A 22,272-nucleotide genomic window follows, 5' to 3' on the forward strand; every position below is an offset into this window, starting at 1 on the left:
CAATCAAGCCCCTTTAGTATCCTTCCACCCGGAAAGTAACACCCGTAAACTTTTGCAGCCGCGAGACGGCCATCATGGCGTCCTTCACCATCGCCAGTTCCCGTCTGGTCAACTTCCGGGGACTCACGTAGTTTGACGGTGTTTTTCCTTCCGCCATGCGGCGCAGGTTCAGCCGCAGCCGGAGCATCAAAATGCTGTCGTAGGCCACCTGAAAGGCTTCGGCATCGTCTTTGGGCAGGGTTTCCTTGTCAACCAACTGGCGGAGCCGGCCCGCCGTGGAGGTTTCCAGAAGGCCGTCGCGCAGTGCAAACAACCGCACGGCGTCCACGATATGAATCAGCACGGCCCGCTTCAAGTCCAGCTGATCCTTATGCGGTCCGGACCGTTCCGTGACCACCTGCCGGAATGGGTTCAAAGGCACCTTCCTGGAAAGGGCGTCACGGGCCATAAAATGCAGCACCACCGGCGCTTTTTCCAGCCGCTGAAAAACGTAGCGCCTCAGGGAGTGGGCCATGGCGAACTGACCGTAGACCGGGCGAAAATCAAGGAAAATACTCATCAACCGCAGCATTTGCGGGTTTAGATCCAGAGTCCATTTTTTCAAGGTCGGGAACCACTCCCGCATCGGCTTGCACCAGTCCGGGTAGCTGGCCATCACCTTGCCGGGGCAGGGTCGGAACCCGCACTGCTCCAAGCCGGCAACCACCCGCCCGGCCAGTTCCAAGAAATAGGCCGCCGTTTTTTCTTCCTCGCCGGGCTGGGGATCGTCATAGATCAAGGCGTTGTCCTGGTCGGTGCGCAGGACCTGTTCCCGGCGGCCCCCGCTGCCCATCGTCAACCAGCAGTAACTGGTCGGCGGCCGGCCCTTGCCCTCGGAGAGCATTTCTGCCTCCACCATCCGGATCAACCGGCAGGTCACCCGGTCATAAAACTCCGTGACCAGGGTGCAGATCTCCTCCGATGAGGCGTCGCCGCTCACCATGTCGCCCATCACGCGGTCGATGTCCGGCATGCGCGCGGCGACGTCCTCGATGCTGGGGGCGCGTTCCACCGCGTCGACGGTCCGGAGCACGTCGAGGTGCTGGGCCCGAACCAGATCACCCATAGTCACGATGCCCAGGAGCAAGCCCTGGTTTTCCACCAGGACATGACGCACCTGATTGCGCATCATGGCCAAAAGCGCCTCGTAGATGTGCGCCTCCGGGGGTAGAAGCACCAGTTTCTCGTTCATCAGGGCGGCGGCCGAGCGGCGTGCCTGGCGCTCGAAGTCCGACGCGGCCAGGACGTGGCGCACCAAGTCCTTCGCCGTGAGTATCCCGCGGGAAGTCCCGTTCCGGTCCAGAATGACCACCGCGCTGATTTCCTGCTCGGCGAACAACTGCGCCACTTCGGTGATCCGGTGCTCCTCCAGGCAGGTGACCACCGGGGAGGACATTATCTCATAAAGCCGCCTCCGATAGTGCCGCGGTTCCCAAGGCAACGGCCAGTTCTGTTCCCGGGCCATCTCCTGGTACACGTACCGCATCCGTTCGGCGAGCGCGTGACTGAAAAAGCCGACGAAGTCGGGATCCGACTTCAGATCCTCGAAGCAGACCTCCGGGATGAGCAGACAGCGGCTCTCCTCCACCGTCCGCGAGGTGGTCGGGTAAGAATCGGTAAACAAAAGACACTCCCCGAAGAAATCACCGGGCTTCAAGAGACCCACCGCGCGCTCCTCGCCGTGGTCTCCGACCAGGAGAATCTCCACCAGCCCGGACAACAAGAAAAACATGTGTTCCTGGTGGGGCTCCCCCTGCCGGAAGATATAGGTACCTTTGAGGTAATCCTCGGTCGTCAGGTAAGGAACACATTCCCGTATCCGTTCATCCGCAAGACCCGAAAACGGGGGCGTGTTTTTTAACAACTCGTAAAAATCCAAGCCTGACGCCTCCTCATTAGAGAATCCTGTAGGACGCCACACACACTTTTAAAAAAGGGGTCAGACCCCCTTAAAAAGGGGTCTGACCCCTTTTTAAGGCCGCGGACTCCTCGAACGATACCAGCCAGCGAAACGTTTGCTTTTCTTCCCTATCCGGTCTCAAACCTCTGGCCTCCGACCTCTATTACCCGCAGGCGTCCCAAATGAGAGGTGCGAGGTAAGAACGAAACGACGCCAAGGCTTAAGCCACGCTTCCCAGGCTTCTTCCCACCTCTCACTTCCCACTTCCCAAATAGGGGCCCGTCCACGCGGAGCACGGAGCCAAGCGGCGGCTCCACCGCCTCACCATCGCGGCCACAACACCGCAAACACGCAGGCCACTCCGATAGCGAACCAAATCCCGACCATCATATCCAGTCCCAGGTAGCGGACGGAAATCCCGATCACCGCCAGTAAGCCCAGGTAAACCAAGTATATTCCCAGGTTCCTCTTGAGCGTTCCACCCATTACTGTCAAAATCCCTCCTGTTCCGGTATAGGAAGGCGGGGTGTTAAGCCCCACCTTCGCTACCGGACCGGCTTCGGCGCGGTTTCTTCCTTGATGTATTCGTCCTTCAACCCGAGTTCCTCAGGAGCGTGCAGCACCAGCATCTTATGGTGCACGTCGTGCGGCACCCCCCTGGGCGTGAGTAGGGATACCGTAAAGATTAGCAGCAGGGCTAAGGGCACCGCCCAGATCGCCGGCTGTTCCGCCAGGGTGCGGTAGATCGGGTTGTTCCCGTACCAGACCGCCAGCCAGGGCAGCACCTGTTTGTCGGCCAGCATGGTGGACACAATCGCCACCAGGGCTGAAATTCCGCCCACCAGCATCCCGACGGCCGCACCGGCTGCGCTCGCCCGACGCCACCAGACGCTCATTATCAGCATCGGGAAATACGAGGCCGCTGCGATCGCAAACGCCCAGCCCACCATCATGTTGATGTCGAAGTTCTCCACGAAGGTACCCAGGATCATCGCCCCGCAGCCGGCCAGGACGGCCGCCGTGCGGAAGGCCTTGATCCGCTGCCCGGGCGTGGCCCTTTTGTTGAGCATGTTCCCGTAGATGTCGTGAGCCAAAGCCCCCGTAATGGAAACCAAAAGCCCTGAGAAGGTGGTCATGAACCCGGCGAAAGCGCCCGCCGAGGTGATGCCCGACAATATGTCGCCCAGGTAGGCCAGGTTCTGATTCAGGATCTTGGGCAGGACGAGGATCACCGAGTCTGTGCTATAGGCGCCACCGGTGATGGCATACAAGTGCGGCACCGCGTTCCGGCCCATCACTCCAAAGATGGGGGGAAACAGGTAGAAACACCCGAGCAGAATCAAAACCCAAAAGGCGGTGCGTTTCGCCGTCTTCCCGTCCGGGTTGGTATAGAACCGCACCAGGATGTGGGGGAGGCCGGCGGTGCCGCAGATAATCGCCAGGATCAGCGAGTAAGTGTACAGCACCGGGTACCCGTACTTGTTGGTCAGTGGGCCGAAGGGTTCAAGCCAGGTCTTGTCAGCCGGCGCGTTAGGCACCACCTCGCCCCGGGCGTACTGCACGACCACCCGTTCCTCTCCCGGAACCGGGAACAACTGGAGTTTCGCCACCACCTTCAGTTCCTTCTCCTTGCGGGTCGAAGGATCGGTGACAATCACCGGTTCACCGTTTCTGGTCACGGTGAGCGGCCGGGTGGTGGTGAACTCCGTCCCCGCCGGGAACACGTACAGGGTACGTTCCTGACCGGCTATTTCACGGAGCACCGTCTGGGCGGGCAAGCCCGACGCCATCAGGTCCGCAGGCGTGATCGGGTCACTGCCGGGAGGCAGGGCCACGGATGTGGTGATCAAGGCCTCGGCCCCGTTCGCAAACCGACCCGAGATGGAATCGGGAAAAACGACCACGTTGGCTGGGGCCACCGGATGGTACGTTATCTGGTAATCGTCATAGAACTTGGGCAGGGATTTTCCAGCTTCACCCTCATTTCCGAATTGGGCCATCTGAGACGGGTAGCCGCCGATGAAGGCAAACAGGACGAATATCGGCACCGAGACCGCGAACATCTTCACCCAGTAGTGGAAGGCCTGTACGAAAGTAATACCTTTCATGCCGCCGAGCGCCACGTTGAAGGTGATCACCGAACCGACCAGGACCACACCCACCCAGTACGGGGTGTGCAGGATGTTCACCAGAGCCACGCCGGCACCCTTCATCTGCGGCATGGTGTAGAAAAGGCCGATGGTCAGCACGAAAACCACCGCGATCTTCCGGAACGCGGCGCTCGAATACCGGCCCTCGGCGAAGTCCGGGATGGTGTACGCTCCGAACCGCCGCAGGGGACTCGCGATAAACAGCAGCAGAAACAGGTAGCCGGCCGCGTACAGCACGGGGTACCAGAGCACATCGTAACCGAACTTCATCACCATTCCGGCGATACCCATGAGGGAGGCCGCAGAAAGGTATTCGCCCGAGATGGCCGCCGAGTTCATCGGCACGCTTACCGCACGGGAGGCCACGTACATGTCGGCGGTGCTGCGTACCGAACGCTGCACCCAGATGCCCAGTCCTACGGTGGCAATAACCAGTATCGTTACAAATATTAGAGGGATCCAGGCAACACTACCCACCCTTCACCGTCCCCTCATCCCAGGTCGCCCGGGCAATGATTTCATCTTCCAGGGCCAGGGACCGGGTCACGTAGATGCGGGCGATTATCCAGGTCAAGGGATAGAACAGCACCCCCAGGAACAGCCAGGTCAGGGTGAACCCCCAGATTCGGGTGTTGGCGATCGCGGGCAGGTAGAAATTGACCAGTGGAATCCCCACGAGAATCACCACGAAGATGGCGAAGCACTTCAGACTTAACTTCAATTGAGCACTCATCACCAGGTGCAGGTATTGTTCACTATACACCTCGTACCTGGGAGCGACAACCCCCGATTGTACGGGGGTGCCCGTTCCCGCCGGACCCGTAGGTGTGTTGCCCATTCCAAAACCTCCTTAAAAAAAGACAAAATACATTCGGCTTTTAAAAAAAAACCATAGCGGTTGATCTGTCCCTGCGCAGCAGGCAATCCTCCGGCTATGGTTGGCGGCGGCCTGCAGACCGCCTTTTCCCGGGAAACCACACCGGTGTTTATATCTTTTTCACCGGCAAAAACCTTGGTCCGGGGGAGCTTGTCCCGCTGTTTATCCAACGGGGTTCGCCCCTCCGGTCAGCATCGTTTTAAGATTCCTTGCTCTCGTACTTTTCCTTGAGTTCCCGGCAGACCGCGGGGTCGGCCAGGGTGGTGGTGTCGCCCAGGGCCCGGCCCTCGGCGATATCCCGCAGCAGGCGCCGCATGATCTTGCCGCTTCTGGTCTTCGGCAGTTCGGCGGTCAGGAAGATGTCGTCTGGCCGGGCGATCGCCCCGATTTTCTTCACCACGTGGGCTTTGAGTTCGGACGTGAATTCGGCCCTTGTCTTCGACCCGTCCTTGAGCTCCTTGAAGTACTTCCCTTTCAAAGTCACGAACACCGAGATGGCCTGCCCCTTGAGATCGTGCGCCTTGCCGATCGCTGCCGATTCGGCCACCCAGGGGTGATCGACCAGCGCGCTCTCGATTTCCATGGTGCTCAGCCGGTGTCCGGCCACGTTGATCACGTCGTCGACCCGGCCCAGGATCCAGAAGTAGTTGTGATAGTCGCGGCGCGCACCGTCCCCGGAGAAGTACAGGGTGTGGCCCGGAATCTTGCCCCAGTACTCGCGCACGTACCGCTCGTTATCGCCGTAAATGGTGCGGAGCATGGCCGGCCAGGGCTCCTTGATCACCAGAAAGCCGCCTTTGCCCAGCATCACCGAGTTCCCTTCCTTGTCGACCACGTCGATCTCTACGCCCGGGAGCGGCACCGAAGCTGAGCCCGGCTTCGTGGAGATGATCCCCGGCAGGGCGCTGATCATGATCATCCCGGTTTCGGTCTGCCACCAGGTATCCACAATCGGGCACCGTTCCGACCCGATGTGCTTGTGGTACCAGATCCAGGCCTCCGGGTTGATCGGCTCACCGACCGTGCCTAAAAGGCGCAGGCTGGAAAGATCGCGCCGGGCAGGCCACTCCTCGCCCCACTTCATAAAGGCCCGAATGGCCGTGGGCGCGGTGTAGAATACGTTCACCCCGTAGCGCTCAATGATCGCCCAGAAGCGGTCGAACTCGGGGAAGTCGGGCGCCCCCTCGTAAATCACCGTCGTCGCCCCGTTCGCCAGCGGTCCGTAAACCACGTAGCTGTGCCCGGTAACCCAGCCGACGTCCGCCGTGCACCAGTAAACATCACGATCCTTGATGTCGAAGACCATATGGTGGGTGGTGGAAACCCCGGTCAGGTAGCCGCCGGTAGTATGGACCACACCCTTGGGCTTGCCGGTGGTACCGCTCGTATACAGAATGAAGAGCATATCCTCGGAGTCCATTTCCTCACACGGCCCGCCTACGGTCACCCCGACCACCAGGTTGTCGTACCAGTAGTCGCGCCCATCCTGCATCGGCACTTCCTGGCCGGTGCGCTTGACCACCAGGACCTTGTCCACGGACGGGCACTCCGTCAGGGCCGCATCGGCGTTCCGCTTCAGAGGCACGATTTTGCCCCGGCGCCAGCCGCCGTCCGCAGTAATCAAGAGCTTCGCCCCGGCGTCGTTGATACGGTCGCGCAGCGCTTCGGCGGAAAACCCTCCGAACACCACGCTGTGGGGCGCGCCGATCCGGGCGCAGGCCAGCATGGCGATAGCCGCCTCGGCGATCATGGGCAGGTAGATGGCCACGCGGTCGCCCTTCCGGACCCCCAACATGCGTAGCACATTGGCGAACTGGGTGACCTCGCGCCATAGGTCCCAATAGGTCAGAATTCGACTATCCCCCGGTTCACCCTCAAAGATGATGGCGGCCTTGTTCTTCCGCCAGGTGTTGAGGTGCCGGTCGACGCAGTTGTAACACGCGTTCAGCTTCCCGTTCACGAACCATTTGGCGAACGGGGGCTCCCAATCCAGGACCTGGTCCCATTTGCGGTACCAGTCCAGACGCTCGGCCTGCATCGCCCAGAAAATCCGCGGGTTCGCCCGGGCCTCGGCGTAAATGTCCCGGTTCTTGACGTTGGCCTGCCGGGTGAACTGCTCGTCGGGGTGAAATATGCGGCTCTCCTCGAGTAGGGTTTCGATAGTCTCCTTCTTGACGGCCACGGAAGCCCTCCCCCTTCAAAGATTGAGATTTACACCAATTCCAAAGAGTGTTATATGTATTTTACCGTGCGTCGCTAAAAGGTGAAAAGGATTTGGGGGCCAATCGCCGAATGTCGAGGTCCACCGGTGAATAGCAGCGCCCAACGGTAGAAAGCCGAAGGCGAATGGTCGCCTGCGCCGGGCGAACGGCCGGGCCGCAAAACGTTGTCGAGCCGGCAGGAAATTCGGAACCCTCTTGGCGAATGGTATTTTTACCGGAACGATGGAGTTGACACACTATGATCTGGGACCGGATGGAAACACTGCCGCGGGAAGACATGGCGCGCCTTCAGTTGGACCGGCTGAAGTCCGTGGTCCGCCGGGTCTACCAGAAGGTGCCCTTCTACCGCAACCGCCTGCAAGAAATGGGCTTTAAGCCGACCGACATCAAAAACCTTTCCGAACTGCAAAAGCTGCCGTTCACCGAAAAAGACGACTTGCGCGACAATTACCCGTACGGGCTGTTCGCGGTGCCCCTGGAAAAGATGGTGCGGATTCACGCTTCATCGGGCACCACCGGCCGGCCGACCGTGGTGGGCTACACACGCAAAGACCTGCGCACTTGGTCGGAACTGGTGGCCCGGGTGGTGGTCCAGGCCGGGGTGAAACCCCGGGACGTCGTGCAAATCTGCTTCAGCTATGGCCTCTTTACCGGAGGTTTCGGCCTGCACTACGGGCTGGAACGGGTCGGGGCCACCGTCGTCCCCGCGTCCGCCGGGAATACCCAGCGCCAGCTCCGCCTGATGCAGGACTTTAACACCACCGCGCTGGTGAGTACGCCGACCTACGCCCTGTACATCGCCGAGGTGGCCCGCGAGAACGGGCTGGACCCCGCCCGGCTGGGACTCCGGCTGGGCCTTTTCGGTTCTGAGCCCTGGTCGGAGGGCCTGCGCCATGAACTGCAAACCGCCTGGGGTTTTACGGCTACCGACAACTACGGGATGAGTGAGCTGATCGGACCGGGCGTGTCCGGCGAGTGCCGGTTCCAGGACGGCCTGCACATTTCGGAGGACCACTTTCTGCCGGAGATCATCGATCCCGAAACCGGCGAGACCCTACCCCCGGGTGAGCAGGGGGAACTGGTCATTACCACCCTGACCAAGGAGGGTCTGCCGCTCCTCCGCTACCGGACCAGGGATTTGACCACCCTGGATTACACCCCATGCCCCTGCGGGCGGACCACCGTGCGCATGCGCCGCGTGTTCGGGCGGACGGACGACATGCTGATCATCCGCGGGGTGAACGTCTTCCCGTCCCAGGTGGAGGAGATTCTGATGGACACCGCCGGAGTCGGGCCGCACTACCAGATCATTGTGGACCGGAAAGGATACCTGGACGAAATGGAAGTGCAGGTCGAACTGGCCGCCGACTACTTCACCGGCGCCTTCCGTGACCTGGAGACCCTCGAGAGAAACATTAAAGAGCGCCTCCAGAGCACCCTGAACATCACCCCAAAAGTCAAGCTGGTGGAGTACCGCTCACTGGAGCGCACGGCGGGCAAGGCCAAACGTGTGATTGACCGCCGACGGATCTAGAAACCGGCAAACCAGCCTTGAACAAAGATTGACGTAACCGGCCTTTTGGGAGTACCTTTTTAGTGGCTTAGGTTGGAGTTATGGACAAGCCTTTGGACCAGAGATAGATCAGGAGGGTTGGGAATAATGTACTGGAACCGGGAAATGGAGTGCATGCCGGCCGAGGAGCGCAAGATACTGCAGCTGGAGCGCTTGCAGGGGCTGGTACGCCGGGTTTACGAAAACGTGCCGCACTACCAGCGGGTGCTCCGGGAGGCGGGTATCCGTCCGGGCGACATCAAATCCCTGGACGACCTGGCGCACCTGCCCTTCACCACGAAGGACGACCTGCGCCGGACCTACCCCTTCGGGCTCTTTGCCACGCCCCTGGCAAACACCGTCCGGGTGCACGCCTCGTCCGGCACCACCGGCAAACCCACCGTGGTGGGTTACACCCGCAAGGACATCGATACCTGGTCCGAAGTGATGGCCCGGACCCTGATGTGCGCCGGCGTCAAAGACGACGACATCATCCAGATCGCTTACGGGTACGGCCTGTTCACCGGCGGTTTGGGGGTGCACTACGGCGCCGAGAAGGTGGGAGCCACGGTGGTACCGATTTCGGTGGGCAACACCAAGCGCCAGATAATGCTGATGGAGGACTTCGGCACCACCGTGCTGGCCTGCACCCCTTCCTACGCGCTGCACCTCTCCGAGGTGCTGGAGGAAATGGGCACCGACCGGTCGCGAATCCGGCTGCGGGTCGGGGTTTTCGGGGCCGAGCCTTGGTCGCCGCAAATGGCTCGGGAGATTGAAAAGAAGCTGAACGTGGTCGCCATCGACATCTTCGGCTTAAGCGAGATCATCGGTCCCGGAGTGGCGAGCGAGTGCCTGTACAACACGGGCTTGCACATTTTTGACGACCACTTCCTGCCGGAAATCATCGACCCGGCCACCGGGGCACAGCTACCCCCGGGTGAGGAAGGTGAACTGGTGATCACGACTCTGACCAAGGAAGCTTTCCCGCTGATCCGGTACCGCACCCGAGACATCGCCGCCCTCTACGTCGAGCCCTGTCCCTGCGGCCGGACACATGTCCGGATGTCCAAGGTCATGGGACGCACCGATGATATGCTGATCATCCGCGGGGTGAACGTCTTCCCGTCCCAGATTGAGAGCGTCCTGCTGGAGATCGGGCACGCCGAGCCGCACTACCTGCTGGTAGTGGACCGCAAAGGCCCGCTGGATCACCTCGAGGTCTGGGTGGAAGTGTCCGAAAACTTCTTCCGCGACGAGGTGCGGCACCTGGAATCCCTCGGGAAGACCATCAAGCGGGAGATCGAAAGCACCCTGGGCATCGGAGTGGAAGTGAGACTGGTGGAGCCGAAAACCATCGAGCGTAGCCAGGGTAAGGCCAAGCGGGTGGTCGACAAGCGTGACCTTCCCGGAAAGAATAAACCGAAAGAGGGATAAAACATGTGGGTAAAGCAGATTTCGATCTTCCTGGAGAACAAGTCGGGGCGGCTGGCCGCCGTGGCCAGGCTTCTGGCGGACAACGGGTTTAACATCCGGGCGCTTTCCATCGCCGACACTTCCGACTTCGGTATTCTGCGGCTCATCGTCAACGACCCCGCCCGGGCCTACCAGGTGCTGAAGGATGCCGGGTTCACCGTCAGCGAGACCGAGGTGCTGGCCGTGGAGGTGCCGGACCGTCCGGGCGGCCTGGCGGGGGTGCTTGACCTGCTGCACGAATCGGGCATCAACATCGAATATCTGTATGCTTTTGTGTCTAAGTCGGCCGAAAACGCCTTGGTACTGCTTAAAGTGGAGGATCTGCAACGGGCCGTCGAAGTACTCAGCGCCAACGGGGTCACGGTCCAGGATTACAACATCGTCCACCAGATCTAGGTGGGAGAGGAGGATGCGGGATGGCGACCAAGTTGGGCGAAACGTACAAGTGCCAGATATGCACGAACGTGGTCGTGGTGAAACAGGAAGGCCAGGGCACGCTGGTGTGCTGTGGAAAGCCGATGACCAAGACGGAGTAATCCAGAGAATACGGGCATACACGCGCAGGCCGGGCCTGACTGTGTAGTCAAGGTCCGGCCTGTTTGATCATATCTATCAATTCAAACCCTCGTCCAATCTAGTTCTTCACTTCGTCGCCGTAAGCGGGAATCTCGGCGATCTTGTTCTCGTACCCCTCCTGCATGGCCAAAAGGTCGAGGTGCACGGTCTTCACATCTTCCCAGAACAGCTCTATCTTTTCGTCGATGGGCGTCTTGCCTTCATCAATGGTCTTAATGTAACCCTTGCACGTCTCACAAACGTATACCCGGTACCGCTGCGCCTCATCCACCGTGAAGAACCGGAATTGCTTCTGGTCGGACTCGTTACAAAACGCGCACCCGATACGGGCAAAAGGCCATTCGGTTTCGCAAAGCGAACAGTACAAAGTACGCGCCCCAATCTCCCTTGACAAGCGGGAGAAGTTGGCGTGTCCGCCGCAGACCGGACAGAACCGTTTCCGCCACGATTCCAGGTCCAGCGACTCCCTGAGTTGGGCTGAGAAATGCCGCAGGAACGGTCGCAGGGTCAAGCTGATCATGAATCCCACCATTTCTTCAGGGAGGTCCTTCTCGGACACAAAATTGCTCAGCCATTCGCCGTCCCGCCGCAGCACTTCCGCCACACTCTTGCTTCGGGCCTCCGCCTCGGCCGGCAAAGCCGCCAAGATACGGTTCACATCCTCTGAGCGGTCGGGATGATATTGTTTTAGAATCCTACTTATTTCTTCAAGCACCTCGAAGAAGCTTTCCACGTCAATCTGCGGGGGGTGGCAATAGAGCATCGGAATGCCGGACTGCCACGTTTCCAGTATTTCAGGCACTACCGGGCCGGTTTGCAGCTTCTCCGGGGGCACCGTTACAGTGCGCAGCTCGCGATACAGATCCAACAGGTGCGGTTCAACAAACTGGACATCCATTTCCGACACGCTATCATCTCCTAATTTAATTGACTAGCTCAATCCTAACAAACACCTGCGGTAAAAGCAACCGAATGAGAGGTGTGAGGTGAGAGGTTAGAGGTGAGAAAGAAGGAAACCGGGGGGCTTTCGCCCCCCGGCCATCTGCGAAAAAGGTGGAAAAAGGTGTCTGACACCTTTTTTGCTAGGCTTGCACGCTCACCGGCTTCTTCGCGGGTTCCTTCTTGGCGTGATGTTCGGGGTCCCCTTCCAGCACGCGGAAGTTCTCCACGAAGAAGAGGATCACCAGGACCGCACCCACCAAAAGGCCGATTAACCCGACCCACTCCATCCAGGTCGGAAAGTAAGACCGCTCGTAGGCCTGGGCCATCCCGGTGAAGACCACGTTGGTCCGGTTCAGGATCACACCGGTCGAACTCAGGATCGAAGCGGTAATGAGCCCCCCAACCGAGTTCCGGATGGACGGTACCAGAAACATCACCAGCGGCACCAGGAAGAACGGCACCATCTCCAAAAGGTACATGTTCGCCTGCAACGTGCCGTTGAACACGTAACCCCAGGCCCCGCGCGCCGTCAGGTCCCACACCTTCAAGACCAGGTAGAAGACCATCAGGTAGGCCCCCACCAGGGTCAGTTTGCTCAAGGACGGCATGTAGTCGTTGAAGTCCTTGCCGTAGATCCGGGCCAGCGCCCAGCAGGAAAAGGCCACCACCGCCGGGCCGACGTACAGGGAGGAGATCATGAAGAACCACGGGACCCACGTCGACCACCAGGTGGGATACAGGTTGACGGTGGCGATGAAGAGCCCGCCCAGGGACGCCTGGTGCAGCGACGGGAGCATGATGCCCACGCAGATCAGAAGCGGCATCGCCTTGTCCAGCAGGTTGTAGATCCGCGGCGCGTCAATCCGCTCGAAGGCGATGTGCCCGAACTCCAGGATCTGTATGGTCCAGTACAGGGTCATACACCAGAGCACTTCAAACAGGATCGAGGTGTAGCCCCAGTACACGAACGGACGCCAGAAGTTGTAGTAGACGGTGATGTCAAAGAGCAATCCGGTCATCGCGATGGTGTAGCCCAAGAGCGATACGACCATCGCCACCCGGATGACCGGCCGGAACGCCTTGATGTGCAGGATGTGCGCCAGGAACACGGTGCCGTAACCGCAGCCGGCCAACGCGACCGCGGGGAATACCAGCCACTTCCACAAGCCCCAGGTCCACTCGTCGTTCAGGGCGGTTACCGGTCCCAGGCCGAAGGCGAACCGGTAGCCGGCGACCGCCGCGAAGAAGACGAGAAAGGCCAGCATGGCCCAGCGGAGCGGGGTCAGCCGGAAACCAAACCGGTTCGTATACCTTTCGTCGTACACGGATGTACCCTCCTCTTATCCATATGTTTTGTCGTTCACCGACTAGTGCCCGCCTTCGTTCTCGGCGCGCCGCTTGGTATACACGTACAGCGCCGCGAAAAGAATCGGCAGGCTCACCGCGAGGATGGGCGCCTTCGCAACGTACTTCCAGGTATACTCCGTGGGACTCTTGTGCATGACGTCGGTGTTGAACCCGAGTTGCTCGAAGGGGACGTCCGAGATGTAGATCCAGGATGTGCCGCCCACTTCTTTCTCGCCGAAGATGTGGTCCACGTACTTATCCGGGTTCTTCGCGATCTTGTCCTTCGCTTCCGCCAGCAACTCATCCCGCTTGCCGAACTTCAGCGCTCCGCTCGGGCAGGTGATGACGCAAGACGGCAACATGCCGTTCGCCAGCCGGTCGAAACAGAAGTCGCACTTCCTGACCCGGGACCAAGTCTCGTCCCACTTCATCTGGATGTTCAGGAACGGGCAGGCCAGTTGGCAGTACCGGCAACCCACGCAGATCTCCGGGTTGAAGTAGATCACGGGGCCCTCCGGCCTTACCACGTAGGCGTGCACGAAACAGACCTCGGCGCAGAGCGGCTCCAGGCAGTGGTTGCACTGAATCTTGGCGAACCGCTGCTTGTACTCGCCGTTGATCTCCAAGGTGTGGAATCCGACCCGCGTGACATTGTAGTGGTCCATCACGGGCGGGTTCGATCCGTCGGCGTTGAACCAGGTCTTGGTGGCGGGCAGGTTGTTCCAGTTCTTGCACGCCACCTGGCAAGCACGACACCCGATGCACTTCGTGATGTCGACTAACACTCCATATGAACCCAATGAACCCACTTATTCGCACCTCCGCTTATAGAGTCAGGCTTTCCGCGCTGTAACATCTCACGGAGCCTACAGGTCGTAGATGGCCCGGGCCCGGGTCCGCGGCGCCGGAGGCGCGCCGGCCTTGACCTTTTCGATGTTGCACAGAAAAGCCTTGTACTCCGGAATCATAGTGTTCGGGTCGCCGGCCGCCGGCGTCAGGTCGTTGGCGATGGCGCCGGCCGACAGGCCCATGAAGCCCCAATGCCACGGCATGTAGACTATCTCCACCGGCTTGCCGTCGACCTCCAGCGGCTTCACCAGCGGGGTGACACCCACCTTGCACTCGATGGCGCCCCGGGCGGTACTGACCTTAACCCAGTCGTAAGTCTTGATGCCCAGCTTCTCGCCCAGGCTCTTCGAGATCATCACGAACATCTCGGGCTGCAGCTCCACCAGAAAGGGCAGGTTCCGGGTCAGGCCGCCGCTCTGGTAGTGCTCGACCAGCCGCAGCGTGGTGCACACGTACGGGAACTCCTCGCTGCCGACCGCGGCAAACTTCTCGAAGTGCGGCCCATAGAACCGGGTACACGGGTTGATCTGCTGCTTGGACATAATGTTCTTGACCGGGCTTTCCACCGGCTCGTAGTGTTCCGGGAACGGGCCATCGGCCATCGGGATAGAGAACAGGAGCGCCTGGCCTTCAGCCAGCATGATAAACGGCTTGGTCGCCGTTTCCTCGGGCGGAACCTTGGCGTTAAAGTCCGGTACATCCCGGAGGACCCACTGGGCGCCGTCCCACTCCACCGGGGCCCGCTTGGGATCCCACGGCCGGCCCTGTGGGTCGCAGGAACACCGGTTGTAAACGATGCGGCGGTTCAGCGGCCAGGCCCACGACCAGTTGTGGTACATGGCCAGCCCGCTCTTGTCCTCTCTGTTGCGTCGCTTGCAGGCCGGGTCGTTCACGTTGTTGTAGAAGCCGCTGTAAATCCAGCACCCGGAAGACACGGCACCCAGGTCCGAATTAGCGATCGCGGTGAAGTTCGGCAATAGCTCACCGGTTTCGAGGCTAAAACCGTTCATTTCCATGGCGACCTTGTTCGGGTCCGGCGGGTCGCCGTAATCCCAAACCATGTTTATGATCGCGTCCGGGAACGCGCCGCCCTTGGCCTTGTATTCCGCGCGGAGGGTTTTAAACAGCCGGTCGACGATCCACAGGTCGGACTTAGCCTCGCCGGGCGGATCAACCGCCTTGTAGCGCCACTGAATCCAGCGGCCGCTGTTGGTGACCGTGCCTTCCTTTTCGTACGGGCCGGCCGCCGGCAGCAGAAACACCTCGGTGCCGATCCGGGCCGCGTCGAGGTCCGGGGCTTTCCAGAAGGCCGCCGTCTCGGTCTCAAAGAGATCCATGCACACCAGCCACTCCAAATTGGCCATGCCGGCGCGTGCTTGGACTTGCGACGGGCCGCAGACCACCAAGTTCTGCCCCCAGGCGAACAGGCCCTTGATTTTCCCGAGGGCGATGTCGCGAAAGATGGCCATGTGCGAGTGGTCGCCGGTGGCCAGTTTGGGCAACCAGTCGAAGCAGTAGTCGTTTTCCGCGGTGGCCTTATCTCCGTACCAGGCTTTCAACATGGCGGCCACGAACTTGGGCCGGTTGGTCCAGTAGCCGGCTTTCGGCGTAGTCTTTTCAACGTAGTCGGCCCACGTGGGGTGCGCCGCCGCGCTCGGCATGGGGTTATAACCCGTGGTGATGTGAAACAGCATGCCCTGGTCGGTGGCACCCTGCACGTTGGCCTCGCCGCGCTGCGCGTTCACGCCGCCGCCGGGCATGCCCATGTTGCCCAAAAGGAGCTGCAGGATGGCGAGGGCGCGCACGTTTTGCGCACCGTGGGTGTGCTGGGTCATACCCATGGCGTACAGGATGCTGCCGGCCTTCCCGGGCTTGCCGGTTTCGGCGAAAGCCTTCCAGACTTCCACCAGCTTGTTTTCGGGCGTGCCACAGATGCGGGACACCGTCTTGAGGTCGTAGCGGGAAACGTGCTTTTTCAGCAGTTGGAAAACGCAGTTGGGGTGCTCCAACGTCGGGTCCTTTTCCTCGGTATACTGCCAGGTGGCCTTGTCGTACTTTCCACCGTCGAAACCGGAAAATACACCGTCTTCCAGTTTAAAGTCGGGGTTGATGATATACGACGCGTTGGTGTAGTTAACCACGTACTCCTCGTGGTAGAGGTTGTTGTCTAGGATGTACTTTATGAAACCGTTGAAGAACGCGATGTCGGTGCCGGGCCTTAAGGGCGCGTAGATGTCGGCCAGCGACGCGGTCTTGGAGACCCGCGGGTCGACGACGATCAGCTTGGCGCCCCGGCTTTCCCGGGCCTTGGTGATCCACTTGAAGGCGATGGGGTGGTTTTCCGCGGGGTTGCCGCCGATTACCAGCCAGGCGTCCGCAAACTGGTAGTCAGTCCAGTGGTTGGTCATCACGCCTCTGCCGTAGGTATTGGCCAGACCGGCCACGGTGACGGAGTGTCAGAGACGGGCGTGGAAACAGATGTTGATGAGGCCCAGAGCGCGCGCCCACTTTTGCATCAGGTAGTTTTCCTCGTTGTTGATGGTGGCGCTGCCAAACTGGGCGATGGCCTGCGTGCGGTTCACCGTCACGCCGTTGGCGTCGGTGGTCTCGAAAGTGGCGTCCCGCGTGGCCTTGACCCGCTTGACGATCTCCGCGATGGCCGTGTCCCAGCTGATTTCCTGCCATTCCGTGCTGTAGGGCGCACGGTACAGGGGCTTGGTCAGGCGCCGCGGGTTGTCGATACGGGGGTTGGGCCACATGGAGTGCCGGCGTTCGGATTGGCCGACGACGTGCCGCAGGTCGGAGAGAGCGCGCCCCTTGGGGCACATCGCGCCCTCGTTGATCGGGTGGTCGGGGTCGCCGATACTGTCGATTACCTTTCCGTCCTTGGTGTAGATGATCGCGCCGCACCCGCCGGAGCACCAGCCGCAAATGGTGTAGGTTTCTTCGGCGTACTGGAGCTTAAACTCCGGCATGTCCGTGCGCGACTTGAGAAGCAGCGTCGCCGCTTCAGCGGACTTCCCACCGCCGATTATATCCAGCGCCGTCAGGCCCGCCGCGCCGAGACCGACGGATTTTAGGAAAGCCCGCCTGCTAAGCTTCTTCATAGAAAACTCAGGACCTCCCTTCAGTATTCCTGACCTCATCTAGACAATTAACTGAAAATTAAGTAATCGCAGCTAACACCCTCCTTCCTCTTTGTACCTTTACGAGCTATTGCACAAGGGGGGCTTACTCCGTTTTTTATATCTATCTATCTCTATTGCTCCCAAAATGTGACTTCCTCCAGTCCCCTGAAGGGGACGGGCTTCCCGCCTGGGCGAATGGAACCCTTGGCGCGGTTACAGTGGTAAGCGCCCCCTTTTAACCCGTTGCCGGAGGGGCTCCCACAGGCGACCGTCACACCGTCGCAACTACTCCAGGTACACCGGCTCACGCCGATGCCCTTGGAGATACTTTTACAAACCTGTTCAACCTTTTATTCCACCGATACACTTCCAGCGGCTTGAGCGGGAAAGGCTGCTCTATACCACAGTGCCCGAACAGGTAATTCTTCATGATGCCGTTAACACCGTTTAAATCGGCGTGCATCGTCGCACGGCACTTCTTGCAGCACCAAAGGCCCCGGTGGACCCGGTAAGATTTGTTCCTCGTCCCGCAATGACTGCACGTCTGAGAGCTGTATCTCTCGCTCGCTTTGTCCGGATATACCTGCCTGAGCAGGGACTTGTACGCGTGCTGCTGCTCGATTTGAGCGTAAGGTAACTGGTTAATCTTCTGGCTGGCTTTTTTGTCCTTGTCGCCGGACCTGGACTTCCGCCTGATGTCGGTTAAGTCACCTAGGACAGAGAAGGTTATGTCTTCCGCCTGATCCAGTCCGGCCATCAGTTTGGTCAAGGCGTTGGTCAACTGGTCAATCCGGCGCTCCAATTTCTTAAGGGCTTTGCGCTTGGCGCTTAAAAGAGCTTTCCACCTGCGGGAACCTTCCTTGCACCGGGACATCTTCTGCTGGAACTCGGCGATTACTTTGTTCCGGTACTGGATTAAAGAGAGCAGTTCCCGGCAGACGAGTAACTGCTGGCTGCCTTCGGTGGAACCCCTGGCGACCAGGGCGGCGTTTAAATCGTAGGCCGACACCTTGCCGGCCAGCACCATCGGCACCACGCCGAAGTCCCAGGTGACGTGCATCTCTAAACCAACCACTTTCCCCTTGCGGTAAACCGCTTTCACCTTGACCTCGACAGGCGTCCCCTTCAAAACTGTGCCGTCGGGCAATTCCAGGGTGTCAAAGCCCTCGGGAAGTGACACTCCGATGTCGTCCAGCTTGCGGGAGAGCTTCAGGGTCAAAAGGCCTTCCCGGCACTCGAAGCCCTGCCGCTTCCAGGTTATAGTGCGCAAGGTAGCTTTGGGCTTGAATCCGGGCGGGCACATCTCGTCGCGTCCGTTGTCTTTATGTTTGACGTAGGAGCGCACCGCCTCGAAATACTCTTCCACCACAGACTGGGAACTCTGGGAGTGGAGCCGTTTCCAGGACTCGTAGCCCTTGAACTTTTCCTTCATCTCGCTTTCAGTCGGGTACTTTGTGCCGTTTTTGCGGGCTTCCCGGCTCTCCCACACGCAGGAGTTCCACAGCTTCGTCCCAGCAAGCATGGGTATCTCAAAGACGGGCAGCCATTTATCCAGCGGAAGCGGCGCTACCCTGGTCAGGTACAGCCGGTTTTCCTGCTTCTTGCCTTTTTTCTTTGCCCAGCCCACTGTTCTCACCTCCTACTCGTCCTGGCACTCTTCGATGTAGCGTTTGATGGTCTCAGCGGATACAGTGCCGGCTGTGCCGACATAGTAAGTGCGCGTCCACAGTCCTTTTCCTGTCTGTTTGCTCAACTCGGGGAATTTTGGGCGCAAATACCGGGATGTGTAGCCCTTGAACGTGTTGACCAGTTCAGAGGGCGCGTGCCTGGGCGGCGCGGACACAAACAGGTGCACATGGTCGGGCTGCACGGACAGGTCCAGTATCTCGACTTCCCGGTCTTTGCAGACTTTCCGCAGCAACTGCTCGAATTCTTCCGCTACTTTTCCAACTAAAATCCTTCTCCGGTACTTGGGTATCCAAACAAAGTGGTAGTTGATGTTGTAGTGTGCATACCTGGTTTTCTTTGTTTCCATGGTAAGCTAAGTATACCAAAATTTTTGCCGGGAAACAAGCGTTCCCGGCAAAAAGCTGCTTTCCTCCCGCCCCCTGAAGGGGGCGGGTCTTCCCGCAGCGATTTTATAACATTGGGCCTTTAGCGCTCCAGGGGCCGTATCCTGCCGGCCTCCCGGAAGGCTAGCGCCACCGCCTCTTCCGGGTCAGCCGCCGCGATGATCCCGCCGTCCGGGCCTTTACTGGACTCAATACGCCAGGTGCCTAGGCCGATGACCGGCCGGCCCATTTTCAGCGCCAGGCCGATCTCGGACAGGGTTCCGTAGCCGCCATCGATGGCGATCAGGACATCCGAGGCCCGGGCGATGACCGCGTTTCGGGCGTCCCCCAAGCCTGTCGCCAGCGACAGCGAGAGATAGGGATTGCCCTCTTTCCGGTCGTTCCCGGGCAGGACGCCTACCACTAGGCCCCCCTCCCGGCGCGCCCCACGGGCCGCCGCTTCCATAACCCCGCCCATGCCCCCGCAGATCAACACCCCCTGCCGCCGGGCGATGCCGGCACCGACCGCTTCGGCCCACCCCGACACTTCAGAGGAACAAAGACCCGCGCCGATCACGCCGACATAGACCATCAAAGACTCCCCCCAGACCCTATAAAAGAGGTCAGGCACCTAACTTTTTAAAAGAAAGGAGTCAGAACACCAACTTTTGGACCTTCCCTGACCTTCAAAGCAACACCTAACAAAAGGATCAGGCAAGAAAAGTCCTAACTAGCTTATGTCAATAGGTTGGAACCAACAATCTTGCTAAGACTGGATCGTAAGCTTGGAGGAAAAAGAGGGGTCTGACCCCTTTTCCGGCTGCGTCAGATTATGGAGTGCAGTTCCTTAAACACCAGGTTGAAGGTGAGAATCTCGAGCTTCACCGCCAGATCCACATTGCGGACCACTACGTCGCCCGGAACGTCCACCACCACGGGACCAAAAGTCAAGAGCGCCTTCAGGCTGTGCCCAACCAACTGGTCGGCGATATCCTGAACGGACCCCAGGGGAACGGCGATGATCGCGATTTTGACGTCGTGCTGCTCGATAACCTCCGGCATCCGCTCGAGCGGGAGGACCTCGAGGTCGTGAATCCGCTTGCCGATTTTGGTCAGGTCGTTGTCAAAAACTCCCACGATATTGAAACCACGGTCGATGAAGCCCCGGTAAGTACATAGGGCCGTGCCCAGATTACCGGCGCCGACCAAGATTACGTTCCACGGACGGGTAAGTCCAAGGATTTTCAGAATGTAATGGATGAGATCCTTCACATTGTAGCCCACGCCCCGGGTGCCGAACTCCCCGAAATAAGCCAGGTCCTTCCGTACCTGCGCCGGGCTCACACCCACACCCTTGGCGATTTCGCTGGAGGAAACCGTGGTGATTCCTCGCTGTTCCAACCGTTCGAGAAATCGTGAATAAATCGACAGCCGTGTTACCGTAGCTTCCGGGATTCTTAGTGCTTTCAAGCCGTAAAGCCTCCCAAATAACCTATTGTCTTTTGCAGATAACATTTTGAAAAGTTAAAAAACTCTGGTCTATTATATCAGTGTGTTTTCAGGGGGTCAATGGTTTTTGTTAAAAAAATCACTTTCCGACTCCGGCCGCCCTGAGCCGTTGCACCATCGCTGCCGCGTCCGCAGCACCATATACTGCTGATCCCGCCACCAGCACATTGGCCCCGGCCCGCACGACCGCCGGGGCCGTCTCCGGGTCGATCCCCCCGTCCACCTCCAGGTCGGTCCCGACTCCCTGTCGCTCCACCATCCGCCTCAGGCCGGCTATTTTGGGCACAACCTCGGGCAAGAATTTCTGGCCCCCGAAACCCGGATTCACCGTCATAACCAGTACCTGATCCACCAGGGGAAGCACGTACTCGACCATACCCGGGGGTGTGGCCGGGTTCAGGGCCACTCCGGCGCGCATCCCGTGCTCCCGGATCAGGCGCAGGGTGCGGTCCAGATGGCGGGCGGCCTCAAAGTGCACGGTTAGGATGTCGGCCCCGGCCTCTGCAAACGCGGCCACGTAACGCTCCGGGGCTTCAATCATCAGGTGCACATCGAACACCAGGCTGCTCTGCGGGCGCAGGGAAGCCACCACCGGTGGCCCGATACTGATGTTCGGCACAAAATGCCCGTCCATCACGTCGATGTGCAGGTAGTCGGCCCCCGCCTCCTCCACCTTGCGGATCTCCTCCGCCAGCCGGCCGAAATCGGCCGATAGGATGGAAGGTGCGATTTTGATCACAGTTTGTTCTTCCCCTCCCGTGCCAGAATCTCGCGTAAGAACCCCAGATAATGAGCGTACCGGAACCGGGCCACCGCACCGCCGGCCACCGCCCGCCGCACCGCACAATCCGGCTCCCGGTAGTGGACACAATCCGCAAACCGGCAACCGTCCGTATGCCGGCCGAACTCGGGAAACAGGCCGGCGAGTTCCGCCCGGTCGATCCCCTCCAGACGCAACACCGAAAAACCGGGGGCGTCGGCCACCCAACCCCCGCCTTCCAGTGCCAGCAGTTCCACGTGACGGGTCACGTGGCGACCCCGTTGCAGCTTAGGGCTGATCTCTCCCGTACGGAGGTTCAGACCGGGCTGCACCGCATTGATCAGACTTGACTTCCCGGATCCGGACGGACCGGCAACCACCGTGATACGCCGGGCCAGCGCCTCCCGGAGTGCCGCAACACCCTCTCCGGTGACCGCGCTGGTCACCAGCGTGGGATACCCTGCATCCCGGTAGGTCTCGATCCAGGCCTCATTTTCGGCTCCCGGAGCCGCCAAGTCCAACTTGTTGACGCAAATGACGATCCGGATCCCGGCCGCCTCACAGTGCACCAGAATCCGGTCCAAGAGATTGAGGGCCGGGGATGGTTCCCGGAAGGAGACGACCACCAGCGCCTGGTCGGCGTTGGCAACCGGCGGGCGGACCATCTCGGAGCGACGTGGTTTCACTTCCTCCACCACCCCGCGTCCCCCGGAAAGGCTCCGGACCACGACCTCGTCGCCGGCCAGCACCCGGCCCCTGGTCCGTAATTTGCCGCGGAGGGTGCATTTCTCGACCTTTCCTTCCATCCAGACGAAACAAAAACCTCCGTAGGCTTTGATCACCAAACCCTCCGGCATTCAGTAGCCGCTCCTAATCCGGACACTTTGTTTTGCCACA

General features: G+C 59.9%; 20 protein-coding genes. 4 read left to right on the plus strand and 16 right to left on the minus strand.

Going from position 1 to position 22,272, the window contains the following annotated elements:
- Positions 1–13 precede the first annotated feature (13 nt).
- From DAUD_RS07975 to acs, 5 genes are all read right to left on the minus strand, one after another.
- A complete protein-coding gene (locus tag DAUD_RS07975) occupies positions 14–1,918 on the minus strand; it encodes a DUF294 nucleotidyltransferase-like domain-containing protein (RefSeq protein WP_012302651.1) in 1,905 nt (634 codons plus the stop codon).
- A 342-nt stretch (positions 1,919–2,260) separates the two neighbouring features.
- Positions 2,261–2,425 (minus strand): hypothetical protein, encoded by a 165-nt coding sequence (locus tag DAUD_RS12530; protein ID WP_012302652.1) that lies wholly within the window; start codon positions 2,423–2,425, stop codon positions 2,261–2,263.
- Positions 2,426–2,484: 59 nt separating this feature from the next.
- Positions 2,485–4,566: a solute symporter family protein gene (locus tag DAUD_RS07980; RefSeq protein ID WP_012302653.1), complete on the minus strand. Its 2,082-nt coding sequence runs from the start codon at positions 4,564–4,566 to the stop codon at positions 2,485–2,487.
- Positions 4,559–4,927, minus strand: coding sequence for a DUF485 domain-containing protein (locus tag DAUD_RS07985; RefSeq protein WP_012302654.1), 369 nt, complete (start codon positions 4,925–4,927; stop codon positions 4,559–4,561). The genes DAUD_RS07980 and DAUD_RS07985 overlap by 8 nt, the downstream gene beginning before the upstream one ends.
- A 238-nt stretch (positions 4,928–5,165) precedes the next feature.
- On the minus strand, positions 5,166–7,148 hold the full coding sequence (gene acs / locus DAUD_RS07990; RefSeq protein WP_012302655.1) for an acetate--CoA ligase: 1,983 nt from the start codon (positions 7,146–7,148) through the stop codon (positions 5,166–5,168).
- A gap of 278 nt (positions 7,149–7,426) precedes the next feature.
- Between acs and DAUD_RS07995 the strand changes: the two genes are divergently transcribed.
- From DAUD_RS07995 to DAUD_RS08010, 4 genes are all read left to right on the plus strand, one after another.
- On the plus strand, positions 7,427–8,722 hold the full coding sequence (locus DAUD_RS07995; protein ID WP_012302656.1) for a phenylacetate--CoA ligase family protein: 1,296 nt from the start codon (positions 7,427–7,429) through the stop codon (positions 8,720–8,722).
- Between the two features lie 126 nt (positions 8,723–8,848).
- A complete protein-coding gene (locus tag DAUD_RS08000; RefSeq protein ID WP_012302657.1) occupies positions 8,849–10,174 on the plus strand; it encodes a phenylacetate--CoA ligase family protein in 1,326 nt (441 codons plus the stop codon).
- Between the two features lie 3 nt (positions 10,175–10,177).
- On the plus strand, positions 10,178–10,609 hold the full coding sequence (locus DAUD_RS08005) for an ACT domain-containing protein (RefSeq protein WP_012302658.1): 432 nt from the start codon (positions 10,178–10,180) through the stop codon (positions 10,607–10,609).
- Positions 10,610–10,629: 20 nt separating this feature from the next.
- On the plus strand, positions 10,630–10,749 hold the full coding sequence (locus tag DAUD_RS08010; RefSeq protein ID WP_012302659.1) for a desulfoferrodoxin FeS4 iron-binding domain-containing protein: 120 nt from the start codon (positions 10,630–10,632) through the stop codon (positions 10,747–10,749).
- 98 nt (positions 10,750–10,847) lie between these two features.
- Here DAUD_RS08010 and DAUD_RS11640 read toward each other — a convergent pair whose 3' ends face one another.
- From DAUD_RS11640 to rsgA, 11 genes are all read right to left on the minus strand, one after another.
- Positions 10,848–11,687 (minus strand): formate dehydrogenase accessory protein FdhE, encoded by an 840-nt coding sequence (locus tag DAUD_RS11640; RefSeq protein ID WP_242647917.1) that lies wholly within the window; start codon positions 11,685–11,687, stop codon positions 10,848–10,850.
- Between the two features lie 184 nt (positions 11,688–11,871).
- Complete coding sequence (gene nrfD / locus DAUD_RS08020) at positions 11,872–13,056, minus strand: NrfD/PsrC family molybdoenzyme membrane anchor subunit (protein ID WP_012302661.1); 1,185 nt, start codon at positions 13,054–13,056, stop codon at positions 11,872–11,874.
- Between the two features lie 42 nt (positions 13,057–13,098).
- The gene (locus DAUD_RS08025) at positions 13,099–13,818 is read right to left on the minus strand and encodes a 4Fe-4S dicluster domain-containing protein (RefSeq protein ID WP_242647836.1); all 720 of its coding nucleotides are present in this window, start codon (positions 13,816–13,818) and stop codon (positions 13,099–13,101) included.
- A 126-nt stretch (positions 13,819–13,944) separates the two neighbouring features.
- A complete protein-coding gene (fdnG, locus tag DAUD_RS08030; protein WP_012302663.1) occupies positions 13,945–16,371 on the minus strand; it encodes a formate dehydrogenase-N subunit alpha in 2,427 nt (808 codons plus the stop codon).
- Between the two features lie 12 nt (positions 16,372–16,383).
- A complete protein-coding gene (locus DAUD_RS13250) occupies positions 16,384–17,034 on the minus strand; it encodes a molybdopterin-binding domain-containing protein (RefSeq protein WP_012302664.1) in 651 nt (216 codons plus the stop codon).
- Positions 17,035–17,359: 325 nt separating this feature from the next.
- Entirely contained in the window at positions 17,360–18,682 is a 1,323-nt protein-coding gene (locus DAUD_RS08040; protein WP_012302665.1) for an RNA-guided endonuclease InsQ/TnpB family protein, read from the minus strand.
- A gap of 12 nt (positions 18,683–18,694) precedes the next feature.
- Positions 18,695–19,090 carry an IS200/IS605 family transposase gene (gene tnpA / locus DAUD_RS08045; RefSeq protein ID WP_012302666.1) on the minus strand — a complete coding sequence of 132 codons (396 nt, stop codon included), beginning with the start codon at positions 19,088–19,090 and terminating at the stop codon, positions 18,695–18,697.
- Positions 19,091–19,209: 119 nt separating this feature from the next.
- Positions 19,210–19,698: a TIGR00725 family protein gene (locus tag DAUD_RS08050; protein WP_012302667.1), complete on the minus strand. Its 489-nt coding sequence runs from the start codon at positions 19,696–19,698 to the stop codon at positions 19,210–19,212.
- Between the two features lie 233 nt (positions 19,699–19,931).
- Positions 19,932–20,576: a redox-sensing transcriptional repressor Rex gene (locus tag DAUD_RS08055; RefSeq protein ID WP_012302668.1), complete on the minus strand. Its 645-nt coding sequence runs from the start codon at positions 20,574–20,576 to the stop codon at positions 19,932–19,934.
- Between the two features lie 118 nt (positions 20,577–20,694).
- Positions 20,695–21,351, minus strand: a complete 657-nt coding sequence (rpe, locus tag DAUD_RS08060) for a ribulose-phosphate 3-epimerase (protein WP_456298452.1) — start codon at positions 21,349–21,351, stop codon at positions 20,695–20,697.
- Positions 21,351–22,232 carry a ribosome small subunit-dependent GTPase A gene (gene rsgA, locus DAUD_RS08065; protein ID WP_012302670.1) on the minus strand — a complete coding sequence of 294 codons (882 nt, stop codon included), beginning with the start codon at positions 22,230–22,232 and terminating at the stop codon, positions 21,351–21,353. The genes rpe and rsgA overlap by 1 nt, the downstream gene beginning before the upstream one ends.
- Positions 22,233–22,272 lie beyond the last annotated feature (40 nt).

This window comes from Candidatus Desulforudis audaxviator MP104C, from assembly GCF_000018425.1.
Taxonomy (GTDB): Bacteria; Bacillota; Desulfotomaculia; order Desulfotomaculales; family Desulforudaceae; genus Desulforudis; species Desulforudis audaxviator.